Source organism: Spiroplasma sp. ChiS, from assembly GCF_002968355.1.
Classification (GTDB): domain Bacteria; phylum Bacillota_I; class Bacilli_A; order Mycoplasmatales; family Mycoplasmataceae; genus Spiroplasma; species Spiroplasma citri.
This window is the reverse complement of the sequence record NZ_PUUH01000003.1, coordinates 17712-30321: the sequence shown is the minus strand read 5'-3', so window position 1 is coordinate 30321 and position 12610 is coordinate 17712. Positions and strand designations below refer to the sequence as shown.

Annotated in this window: 10 protein-coding genes and 1 other RNA gene; 10 read left to right on the top strand and 1 reads right to left on the bottom strand. The window is 25.7% G+C overall.

Annotated elements, in window-relative coordinates; genetic code table 4:
* Positions 1–297 precede the first annotated feature (297 nt).
* From C6B38_RS00880 to trmB, 4 genes are all read left to right on the top strand, one after another.
* Positions 298–528 (top strand): hypothetical protein, encoded by a 231-nt coding sequence (locus C6B38_RS00880; RefSeq protein ID WP_199558534.1) that lies wholly within the window; start codon positions 298–300, stop codon positions 526–528.
* Positions 529–654: 126 nt separating this feature from the next.
* Positions 655–1078: a transfer-messenger RNA gene (gene ssrA, locus C6B38_RS00875) on the top strand.
* 179 nt (positions 1079–1257) lie between these two features.
* On the top strand, positions 1258–3297 hold the full coding sequence (locus tag C6B38_RS00870) for an EAL domain-containing protein (protein WP_105298302.1): 2040 nt from the start codon (positions 1258–1260) through the stop codon (positions 3295–3297).
* Complete coding sequence (trmB, locus tag C6B38_RS00865) at positions 3281–3922, top strand: tRNA (guanosine(46)-N7)-methyltransferase TrmB (RefSeq protein ID WP_105298301.1); 642 nt, start codon at positions 3281–3283, stop codon at positions 3920–3922. Before C6B38_RS00870 ends, trmB begins: the two co-directional genes overlap by 17 nt.
* Positions 3923–4063: 141 nt before the next feature.
* Here trmB and C6B38_RS00860 read toward each other — a convergent pair whose 3' ends face one another.
* The gene (locus C6B38_RS00860; protein ID WP_233485458.1) at positions 4064–4507 is read right to left on the bottom strand and encodes an IMPACT family protein; all 444 of its coding nucleotides are present in this window, start codon (positions 4505–4507) and stop codon (positions 4064–4066) included.
* 130 nt (positions 4508–4637) lie between these two features.
* On the opposite strand from C6B38_RS00860, the gene C6B38_RS00855 reads away from it, so the two are divergent.
* The 6 genes from C6B38_RS00855 (at position 4638) to C6B38_RS00830 (ending at position 12607) form a co-directional block, all read left to right on the top strand.
* Positions 4638–5300 (top strand): uracil-DNA glycosylase, encoded by a 663-nt coding sequence (locus tag C6B38_RS00855; protein ID WP_004027970.1) that lies wholly within the window; start codon positions 4638–4640, stop codon positions 5298–5300.
* 72 nt (positions 5301–5372) lie between these two features.
* Positions 5373–6329 (top strand): hypothetical protein, encoded by a 957-nt coding sequence (locus C6B38_RS00850; protein ID WP_105298300.1) that lies wholly within the window; start codon positions 5373–5375, stop codon positions 6327–6329.
* An 86-nt stretch (positions 6330–6415) separates the two neighbouring features.
* Complete coding sequence (glyA, locus tag C6B38_RS00845; RefSeq protein ID WP_105298299.1) at positions 6416–7657, top strand: serine hydroxymethyltransferase; 1242 nt, start codon at positions 6416–6418, stop codon at positions 7655–7657.
* A 111-nt stretch (positions 7658–7768) separates the two neighbouring features.
* Entirely contained in the window at positions 7769–8209 is a 441-nt protein-coding gene (rplM, locus tag C6B38_RS00840; RefSeq protein ID WP_105298298.1) for a 50S ribosomal protein L13, read from the top strand.
* Between the two features lie 11 nt (positions 8210–8220).
* Positions 8221–8622, top strand: coding sequence for a 30S ribosomal protein S9 (gene rpsI, locus C6B38_RS00835; protein ID WP_004027966.1), 402 nt, complete (start codon positions 8221–8223; stop codon positions 8620–8622).
* 112 nt (positions 8623–8734) lie between these two features.
* Positions 8735–12607 (top strand): AAA domain-containing protein, encoded by a 3873-nt coding sequence (locus C6B38_RS00830; protein WP_105298297.1) that lies wholly within the window; start codon positions 8735–8737, stop codon positions 12605–12607.
* Positions 12608–12610 lie beyond the last annotated feature (3 nt).

The following is a 12610-nucleotide window of genomic DNA, read 5'->3' as shown; positions in this document are numbered from 1 at the left end:
GATTGAGTAGTTAATAATGTAATAAATGAAAAACTCCGACCGTGTTTAAATTGAATAAGTGCTAAAGAAATGTTTTTGCAGAATATATAAACAATAAATATTTAAAAATGTATATTAAATTATAAAATATGTCATTAAAATTATAAAATTATTTTTTTAGTGTGTTTAAATATGGATAAAAGAAAAATTAAAATATTTTTAATTTTTTTAAATTTATGGTTGATTTTTGTAATTTTTATTATATTATTTAATTAATAAAGATTTGTTGCACTTCATTTTACATAATTCAAAATTATAATGCTAATTACTAGTCTTGGGTTATTTAGTTATTTTTTTAGTAGTTTAATTCATTATGTTGAATATTTAAATTTAAAAAATAATAATTTAATTACAAAACCTAGTTTAATTGTTGAACGATTATTATTTTGACTACAAAGGGATTATATTCTAGGTATGGGACTTTTCTTACTATTTACCTTATTTTTTAGTAATTTTAGTTTAATGATGGATTATTATGCTTTAATTTAATTTTATTTAGGTTTAAAAATTGGAAAAGAAATTAGTTATGAATATCATTTTAAGCAGTTATTTCAAAAAAATGTAAGAAATAGTCCTTATTTACTATTTAATAATTTAAGAGTATAATGAACCTATGGGGATGTTCCGGTTTCGACAGGAATGATCTACTAATATTGGCAGTAGTTTGGCAGACTATAATGCTACTAGGTTTGAAGAAACGCAAACAAAAAACAAAAAGAAGACAAAATTGAAATTCCAGTTTCGTTGATGAACAATCAACTACCAAGTTCAATGTTAGCAGCTTAATTCCTCGTTGTTAGAGGATTGCTAGCCGTAATAATAGTTAATTATAGATTATTAACTATTATCGTATCTCAAGTCTTAATCTAATAAAAATTCTAATTGATAATATTAGAATTTTGAAAATCTTATTATCTAGTTATTTAATTAGTTGTCTAGTCCTATTATTAAATAATGAAAGAAAGATGATTAGACTAAACTGTAGAAGGTATTAGAACATTATTTGTGGACGCGGGTTCAATTCCCGCCATCTCCACCATTTTTTATTTTTATAAAAATAAGTCAGAAATTAAAAGAAACTTGTCTTGTCATAAATAAATTACTCGGTTTAAGAAATTATTTATGAGAATTTTAGTTTCTTTTTTTAATTAAAAAATATTTTTAAAAGGAATGATATAATAAAAAAAGTATAAGGTTTGTTAAATGAGGTGAAAATAAGTGAGTAATATTTTAAATATTATTTTTGTATATCTATTATTTATAATTATTTTTTCTGTCATTTATATTTTTACATGAGGTCTAGTTCGTAATTATTTTGCTCGTTTTTCAATTTATTATCAAGTTGTTATTGGTGGTGTTTTTGCAATTTTGGTTATTATTGCACAAGGATTAATCCCATTTTTTGTACCGCCAAAAACTGGGGAAACCAATACAATGATTGCTATTAATATTTTTTTACCAATAATAGTTTGTTGAATGATAGGTGTTTTTATTTCTTGTTTTGCCACAATTCTATATACGATTATTATTTTTACTTTTCTTTTTGCAATTTTACCATTTTTAAATAATAACTATTTTTTGTCTTTAACAGGTACCCCTAATATTATTATGATTTCAGTGCTTTATGTTTTAACCCTTCTAATTGTTTTTGTGAGTTGGCATTTTAAATGAACAAAATGAACTAGATGGTCTTTATTGACATTAACAGGGTTTATTACGGCCTCAATTATTGTTTTAGCACAATCAAAAAGAATGGCTATGTCAGAAAACTTTGTAAGTGAACTATATGTTTTAGTTTGAATTGCAATGACTTATTTTGCTTATAGTATTTGTGGGATTGTTGAATTAATTTATGTTCATGCGATAAAATTACAAAATATTATTGAATACGATCGTAATAGTTATGTTCGTGAAGCTTTAGCACATGATGCTATTTATAATTTAATTCATAAAAATAAAATCCGTCGTGGAATTTATTTTACTTTTATGATTAATAATATTGAAAAACTAGATAAATTTCTAAATAGTAATGTTAAAAATAAAATTATTGATCTTATTTCTCATCAAGTTTTTACATTATGAAAAGAACAAAATGTTTTATTTTTTAAAGCAAGTTTAAATTATTTTGGCATTTTTCTTCCACTTGATCAAAATGAGGAACCTGATATTAGTAGTATCTTAGTGCATAATAAAAGTAAGTTACGGCCAGAAACTGATTTATTAAAACAATTTGAAATTTTATTGCGACAAGTTAATACTACTTTTATTTTAAAAAATTATAAAATAATTGTTAAATTGCAAGGATATGCTTCATTATATGGCTTACAATCAAATAATTTAAATAAGTTAAAGGAATATAATATTGCAACAGCAGATAATCGGTTAAATCTTGAATATTCAAATCAAATTATTTTTATTGACCCTGAAAATATTAAAGAATTATCAAACCAAAAACGTAGTATTTTAGCTTTAAATGAGCATATTCAGCTAGAAAAAGTTGTTAGTTTATATTCTCCAATTATAAATGTGAATAATGGTCTTAAATTAGCGTATCATTATAGTAGTAATTTAGTTGATGGGGTTGATAGTGATTTAATATTTGCAAAAGATAGTAATGTTTTTGGTGGAATTGCGCATGAAACAATGCTAGCTCGTTTTAACGCTGCACTAAATATTAAAAATTTTCGTAAATTAGATAATTATTTAGAACAAAAATTATTTATTACTTATCCAGCTAGTTTTATTGCTAGTGAGAAGTTTAATTTAAAAAAATTTGCAACAAAATTAATTAAATTAAAAGTAAAGCCGGGTAATTTAATTTTAACCTTTGATTTAATGGAAACTGGATTTGATCCTGAAAAATTTAAAAAAAATTTAAATACAATTAAAAATATTGGTATTGAAGTTGCTGTTAAAAATTTTGGGGCAATTGACACAGAATTAAATAGTTTGTATTATTATGAACCTAATTATGCTGTTTTTTCATCGACGAGTATTCGAGAAATGTTTATTCATTCTCATTATCAAAATTTAATTAAAGAATATATTATTTTGGCAGAAAAACTTGATATTATTTTAATTGCACCACAAGTTAATAGTTATTTAGGATATAGTAAATTAAAAGAACTAGAAATCAATTATATGTTTGGTTCATTATTTGGAACTTATGATGAACCACAAAATAAAATTGGTAATGAGATAAAATTAGCTTTATTAAAAAACAGTCGGAAAGGATTTAAAGATGAGACTAAGAAATAAACCTTGAGCAACAAAATATATTATGGAAAATTCTACCTTTGCAATTCAAAATCCAGAATATTATAGGGGGCAATGGGGGAAAAAGATCTTCAAAAATAATAATCCCTTAAATATTGAAATTGGTTCGGGAAAAGGGGATTTTATTATAGCATTAGCAAAGAAATATCCAAATCAAAATTTTTTAGCAATTGAACGGTATCCTTCAGTTTTAGTGTTAGCTTTAAAAAAAATTATTGCCGAAAATTTACCTAATTTAAAAATAATTGTTTTTGATGCTATTTTTTTGCCAGAAATTTTTGCATCTAAAGAAATTAATAAAATATATTTAAATTTCTCTGATCCTTGGCCTAAAGCCCGTCATGAAAAACGTCGGTTAACAAATAAAATATATTTAAATTTTTATCAAATTATTTTACAGGATAATGGTGAAATTCATTTTAAAACAGATAATGATCAATTATTTAACTATTCATTAGAATCATTTAAAGAAAATAATTGAAAAATTGTTGATTATACAACAAATCTATATCAAAGTCAGTATTTGAAAAATAATATTCCAACTGAATATGAACAACGTTTTGTTAAACTTGGGAAAAATATTAATTATTTATATGTTCGGAAATAATTACATTAATTTTATTATTGTTGGCTCATAAAGTAAAAAGATAAATTTGTTCACTAGGCAGCGAAAATTGATAACTAATAGGTTCGGTAAAATTTTTATTAATTGCTAAATTTTGATAATGATATGTTAAATATTCATCAACTAATTTAATTTTATTAATTGTAAATTTAATAATAATATCTTTTGTTTCAAAAAAAGTAATGAATTCGGCTTTTTTAAATTTGTTTTAACACTATTAGCATAAGCACGAATTAATCCGCCAGCACCTAATTTAATTCCTCCAAAATAACGAATAACTAAGCATACAACATTAGTTAAATTATGATGAAGTAAAATGTCTAAAATTGGTTTTCCAGCAGTATTAGTTGGTTCACCATCATCACTTTTTCGAATAATATTTTGATTTTTTCCAATAATATAAGCGTAACAGTTGTGCGTAGCATTTACTTGTTGATTTGTTTTAATAAATTCAAGTGCTTCATGCTCGGAAGTAACTTTTTGTAAGAGACAAAGAAAGCGTGATTTTTTAATATTTATTTCATTTGTAATTAATTTATTTTCTTTTAACTGTTGCAACTCTTTCACCTTCCTTTTCATCTTTATTTTATTTTCATTATATTATCTTTTTTTCTTTTTTTGATATAATTATTTTACAAAAAACGGAAATTAATAAATTTACTATAATATAATAAAGAAAGTAACAGGAGAAATGGCAATGTGAATAAAGTACGCAGTTGGTTGAGGAGAATTCTTTGATAATGAAATTAAAAAGCCGTATTTTAAACAATTGTTAAAAAATATTGATAATGAGTATCAAAATAAACTTTGCTATCCCACAAAAACAGATATTTTTCGTTTGTTTACATTAATTGAGCCAAACGATATTAAAGTTGTTATTATTGGGCAAGATCCATATCATGGCCCTGGCCAAGCAAATGGTTTAGCTTTTAGTGTTAATGATGGTATTAAAAACCCACCAAGTTTAGTTAATATTTTTCATGAATTAAAAAAAGACTTAGGAATTGATCATCATGCTAGTGGTAATTTAGACCATTGAGCTAAAGAGGGTGTTTTTTTATATAATACAATTGGAAGTGTTGTTGCTAAAACCCCTTTAAGTCATAAGGATATTGGTTGAACTAATTTTAGTCAAAATTTAATTATTTATTTAAATGAAATTCGGGATGATATTGTCTATGTTTTATGAGGTAATTATGCAAAGCAGTATAGTGAATATATTTTGAATAAAAGTAATATTATTAAGGGAGCACATCCATCACCTTTTAGTTACAATTTATTTAAAGATCAACAATTTTTTGTAAAAATTAATAATTTACTTTTAAAAAATAAAAAAAACATAATTGATTGAAAAATGTAATGTATAATTGATATATGTAAAATATTGACAGGACAAAGGATTTATTTTATTAATATAGATTGTGGGGATATTATGGGTCTACTAACATCATTTAGTGATATATCAAAAATCTTATATAGTAATAAAATGGCATATATTGCTAGTGGTGTTATTGGCGCTCTTTTTATTATTTATTGTATTTATAATGGTTTATATTATTTAATTAATCCTAAACGTTATCATGGTATTCGTTTTACAACAAAAAATATTGCTTATATTACAATTTTGTCAGCAGTTTCTGCAACAGTTACTATTATTATTTCAATAACAGTACCAATTACAGTCTTTCCTCCTGTTAAGATTGCTTTTGAAGGTTTAATGGTTAAAATTAGTGGCTTTATTTTTGGACCCATTGTAGGACTTTTATCAGGTGTTGTTACTGATTTAATTGTAATGTTATTTGTTCCTTCTTATCTTCATGTTGCATATATTATTGTGATTGCTTCATATGGATTTTTATCGGGTTGTGCATCTTCAATTAATCGTGCCGTTGGTAAGCATAAATGAGTTTTATTTATGTTAACAAATATTTTTATTTTAATTTTTGGAACTTTTGCCGGAGTAATGACATGATATTCACCATTAGAAACCATTACATTATTTGCTGGATTGGAAGTTAGCAAAATTGTTTTAATTTACATTATTGGTTTTGGTGCTGGCGGAACCATTATTATTATATGAATTATTATGTTTGTTTATTGCCATTTTGATAAAACAAAAAAACGTTATTGAGATTTAGTTGCTATTATTATGCTTGCCGTTGTTAATGAATATTGAGTCACCACCTTAATATCCGCCTGGGGTGATATTGCCTTTTTAACGGTTTCACAAAATAAAAATGTTGGAACAGATGGTTATGGAGTAACTATGATTACGCGGTTAGCAATGGCACCAATTAAAGTCTTATTTAATTCAGCAATTATTTATATTACATATCGAGCTGTTTCCCCATTAATTCATAAAGATACTAATGCAAATTTACAATATTAAAATCCTGAAAAATAACTTTTATTCAAGTTATTTTTTATTTATCTCTATATAATGATATTAGAAATTATAGAATGGAGATGAAAATAATGAAAGTAAATTCACAAATTAAAAAATTAATTGATTTGGAATTAAAACGACAGCAAGATCATGTTGAGTTAATTGCGTCAGAAAATTATGTTAGTGAGGCAATTTTAGCTATTACAGGCTCAATTTTGACTAATAAATATGCTGAAGGGTATCCGTTTCACCGATATTATGGAGGATGTGAATATGTTGATCAAGTTGAACAATTAGCAATTGATAAGGTAAAGGAGTTATTCCAAGCTGAACATGCTAATGTTCAACCACATTCGGGTAGCCAAGCAAATGCTGCTGCTTATTATGCTTTGCTACAACCACGTGATACCATTTTAGCAATGGATTTAGCAGCAGGTGGTCACTTAACTCATGGTCATAATGTTAATTTTTCTGGTCGATTATATGATTTTCATAGTTATCAAGTTGATCCTACAACCGAAATGTTAGATTATGATGCAATTGAAAAAATTGCAATTGAAGTAAAACCAAAATTAATTGTTGCTGGAGCTAGTGCTTATTCACGTGAGATTGATTTTAAAAAGTTCCGCGCAATTGCTGATAAAGTTGGAACTTTATTAATGGTAGATATGGCCCATATTGCAGGATTAATTGCGGCTGGTTTACATCAGTCTCCAATCCCCTATGCAGATGTTGTTACTTCAACAACACATAAAACATTGCGTGGACCTCGTGGGGGCTTAATTTTATCAAAGCAAAAATGAGCAAAAAAAATTAATAGTGCTGTTTTTCCAGGCAATCAAGGGGGACCATTAGAGCATGTTATTGCTGCAAAGGCACAATGTTTTTTAGAGGCTTTGCAACCAGATTTTAAAGCATATCAAGCAGAAATTATTAATAATGCGAAAGCATTAGCAGCAACATTAAAAGCAAATAATCTGCGTTTAGTAGCTGATGGCACAGATAACCATTTATTAATGGTTGATGTTAAAAGTAGTTTAGGTATTTCGGGGCAAATGGCGGAAGAGATTTTGCAAAAAATTGGTATTATTTGTAACAAGAATATGATTCCATTTGATAAAGAATCATCAATGGTTACTAGCGGAATTCGATTAGGAACAGCAGCTATGACAACACGTGGTTTTGGAAACAAAGAATTTAAACACATCGGAGAAATAATTTATAATGTTTTAAAAGAGCCAACTGAAAATAATATTGTTAAATATCAAAAAGAAGTAAAAACCTTATTAAATGATTTCCCAATTTACTCAACTTGAAAATTACAAGAGTAATTAAATTTGGAAATATTAAATTAAAATATTGATTATCCTATTATTTTTAGTTATAATATTATTGCTTTATACATTAGACCCTGGTACGGAATGATGTGAGGAGGCAGTGACATGAGACAAACAACTATCTTAAATTCAACTAAAGTTGAAAAAAAATGATATGTGATTGATGCTCAAGGTCTAGTTTTAGGACGTTTAGCAAGTAAAGTTGCAATGATCTTAAGAGGAAAAAATAAACCATCTTATACTCCACATGTTGATTGTGGTGATAATGTTATTATTCTTAATGCAGATAAAATTAATTTGTCAGGAAATAAATTAAAGGGTAAAATCTATTATCATCATTCACAACATCCAGGGGGATTAAAAAGAACAACAGCAAAGAATATGTTAGTAAAAAAACCAATTTATCCAGTTGAACACGCAATTAAAGGAATGTTACCAAAAAATAAATTAGGAAGTAAATTATTCCGTAATTTATTTGTTTATGCTGGTAATGAACATCCACATGAAGCACAACAACCAATTAAATTAGAATTAACTAATAAATAAAAGGAGAAAATATGGCAAAAAAACAAGAAGTTATATATCGCGGTACAGGAAGAAGAAAATCTTCTATTGCCCAAGTTGTATTGACTCCTGGTAAAGGAAATGTTGTTGTTAATGGGAAACCAGCATTAGAGTTTTTCCCATACGCAACATTAGTGCAAGATTTGGAACAACCTTTAGAGATTACTGGTTCAAAATCAGAATTTGATATTCGTGTTAAAGTGTCTGGTGGTGGTTTTACCGGACAAGCTGGCGCAACAAGATTAGGAATTGCAAGAGCCCTAGTCGAAGCGTCACAAGATTATAAAACTTTATTGAGACATGCTGGCATGCTAACTCGTGATGCTCGTATTAAAGAACGTAAAAAATATGGGTTACATGGGGCTAGAAGAGCACCGCAATATTCAAAAAGATAGATTTCAAAAAAAGTACATTTTGCTTTGCAATGTACTTTTTTAATTTGGTAGGTTTAATTTGTTATCTAATATAAGTTTAGTATAATTATTATGTAGATAAGAGGGTGAACAAATGACATTGATGGAATTTACAATTCAGGGCAATAAATTTAATAATAAGAATTTATTATTAAATTTGTATTTTTTAACAAATCCAAAAAGTAAATTTACTGATGATGATGTTAAAAACCTTCGGTTAAAAGATATTACAACAGTTCAAGGATTAGACACTTTTTTAAAGCATAATATTTGTATTGCTGATTTTTTTGTTTCTTTAATTAATGATCAGGCAAAAATTAAGAAAGATAAAAAAGGGTCAGAGAAAAAACTTTATGATATTTTAATTCGTTTTAAATCAATTACTTTACTGGATCAAATGTTAGATTCAAACTTATCATTAACAATACTAGGCGATATTGACCCAGAAATTGGCATTGTTAATGTTAAAAATATTTTTTTAACAGCAATGGAAAAGGAAAAGCAAGAATTTGAAACATTAGCGACAGGAGTAGTGCTTGAAGTTGCTGATAATTTTCGTCTTGATGAAGCAAAATTACGAACTATTTTTGATTCAAATGTTATGGCAAATATGAAATTTTTAACTTCATCTTTTGCTGAAGAAAAAGAACGGTGGTTACAATACTTACGCTTTCAAGAACAAAACTTAGAATACAAGCGTAATAATTCTTGTTTATATTTAAAACGAAAATTAACAGAATATATTAAAATTCCAAAAACAGTTCCAATCGGGGAAAAGATGCATGACACAAGATTTTTAGCTCATAATTTTTGATATGTTGATAAGAAAAATTTTACTAATAAAAATTTAACAATTGGTAATTTATTTGAAGAAATAATTATTGTAGAATTAGAACTATTATTAGATAATTTAAATAAATATTCAATCTTAAAAAAAATAAATAATTTAAGTCTCGCTAATTTACAAATTAATCGTACATATCAAAAAGATGTTCCATTAACGCTATTTTCTTTTAATTTTAGTGAAAGTTATGTTCAAGATGGAGCAGATATTTATGATTTAGCGGTTAATATTCCTGAAACAAAAATGCAACAGAAAGATAACTATGATTTTAAAAAAGAGATAATCAAAATATATATGATTGAAAATGATATTAAGCAAGAAAGTGACATTGACCATGAAACGATTAAAGTAACTATTAATCAATTAGAACAGTATCAAATTGTTAATTGTTTTTATGAAATAAAAAATGAGGATGAAATATCATTTAATGAATTAAATAAAATAATACCTCCTTATGGTTATTTAACTTATATTGGCAAAGGAGACTCAACTTTACTTCGACGTAGTAATGTTATTTTAGATAAGATTAGTAAAAATGATGTTGCAAATCCCTACTTAATTAATTATATCTTTAATATTGAAGATATTAAGTTAAAGACACAATCTAACTTAATTACGGAAAAACAATTAACTTTTGCTTCAAATAATTTAAATGGAAATCAACAAAAAGCAATAGCAAAAGCTTTAAACTCACAAGATATTTTTCTATTGCAAGGACCACCAGGAACAGGGAAAACCGAATTTATTGCGGAATTAGTTTATCAATATGCTAAATTAGGAAAAAAAGTTTTAATTTCTTCACAAAATCATGTTGCAATTGACAATGTTTTAACAAGACTAGTTAAAACACCTTTGTTAGTTCCTTTACGCTTAACAGGAGAAGCAGTTCGTAAAAAAAATCGTTTTAATGATTTTAATCCGGATAAATTAATTTTTAATAATTATCGTTTTATTTATGCTCATTTATTACGACAATATTTAACAAAATGAACTGGAATTGGAAATGATTATGAAAATCAAAAATATGAATTACAAAAATTAAAAGCAAATGCGAAAATGTTAGAAAAAGAAATTAATGATTACAATCATTATACTCAAAAGTTAAATACATTAGTTGCTGAGCGAGAAATAATCATTAATCAAAAATTACAATATCAAACTGATGATCGAAAATTAACAATTAATATTAATAATATTCGCAATCTATTAGATTTCTTAGGTAATATTAATTGAGATGGAATTGTCACTTCAACACCTGATCTTGTACAACTATTTAACAAACATTTTGGAAAATTATTGCAAGCGAAATTTGGATTTCAAATTGATGAGTCATATTCATTAATAGAAACATACAAAAAGCTATTAACAATTACTACTGATAATAAGGCACTAAAGGATAAAGATATAGAATTAGCAGAGTTAAAACAAGTTAGTCAAGAATTACGCGATGATGATTGAATGGAAAGGTTAACTGTTGTTCAAAGTGAAATTTTAAAATTAAAAAATCAATTTACATTGAAGCAAGAAAACATTGTTTTTCAAAAAGAACAAGAAGCATTTAAAAATGATCTTGAGCAATTATTACAGCAATATGAAGAACAAAGTGCTATTATTCAAAACAAAATTAGTGAAATTAATGAAAATAAATATGAACAAGAAATTTCTTATTTAGAAATTGAAATGGGAACATTAAATTATAAAATTAATGCTTTAAAAGTTGAAGTTGAAAATATTGTTAATAGTATTAATACAATTTTTAATTTAAATTTAGTAGTAAAAGATATTAGTGGAACAATTAATGAAATTGATAAAGAAATTAATAAAATTGAACACGACCTTAATTTTATGCTTCAAGAAAAAGCAACAAAGTTTAATTTTGTAAATAATATGATTACCTTTTTAAATAAAAATTATAAAATATCAGATTTTTTAACACAAGAGAATATTGAAACTAATCATTTCACGTCGGCTATGGAACGAGATACAATTAGTTATGCTAATCAATTTTTACAAGATAGTGTTAATGTTGTTGCAATGACTGCAACTTCAAATCAATCATATGCACAAAGTAAAAATAAAATTTTACGAGATTATAATATTTCTGATATTGATATTAAAAAATTTGCTTTTGATGTTGTCATTATTGATGAGGTAAGTAAGTTGACACCAATGGAAATTTTTATGCCATTAGTATATGGTAAAACTGTTATTTTAGTTGGTGATTATCGGCAATTGCCACCAATTATGCCATATCAAGAAGAAGATGTTGCATTAATTAATGAAATTTATGATGAAAATTATAGTTACCATAATTTTTTAGAATTAGTAACTAATTCATTATTTAAAAAAATTATCTCAAAATGTGATGATTCAGTAAAAGAAATTTTAGTTAATCATTATCGTAGTCATGAAGATATTATGCGAATTGTAAATTTTTTTTATGAAAATCAACTACAATTAGGTGATAAAACTAATCAAAATAATGAAAAACAACATTATATTACTGTTGAAAATAAAGAGGGATTAAAAATTTTTGATAGTAATAAAGCAATTTATTGAATTGATTCATCAAAAGATAAAACTAATATGAATTTTGTTTATGAACAAGGTGAAAGTGGCAGTACGAGTCTTTTTAATTGATTAGAAATTGACTTAACAATAAAAGCATTGGAATTAATTGAAGCAGGATATAATAATTTAACTGTTAAATTAAAAAAACAGCCTAAAGTTGCAGTTATTAGTTTTTATAGTCTCCATGTCAAAAAATTACGAAAAGCGATTAATAGTTTAAAATTTAAAAATATTAAAGTAGAAGTTTCAACAGTTGATGATTATCAAGGGCGAGAAACAGAAATTGTTATTGTTAATACAGTCCGAAATCCGCATAATCAATTAAGTGCTAATAAAGAATTTATTAAAAAATATGAACGATTAAATGTTGCATTTTCAAGAGCAAAAAATATGTTAATTATTATTGGCGCAGTTAGTTTTTTTACTAATATTGATGTTGAAATTCCAACAATTGCTAACCCAAATATTACAAAAACAATCAAAGCATATTATGAAATTTTACGAATTATTGACAGTTATGGTCTTGTTTGGAGGGCAAAAGATTTATTATAATAA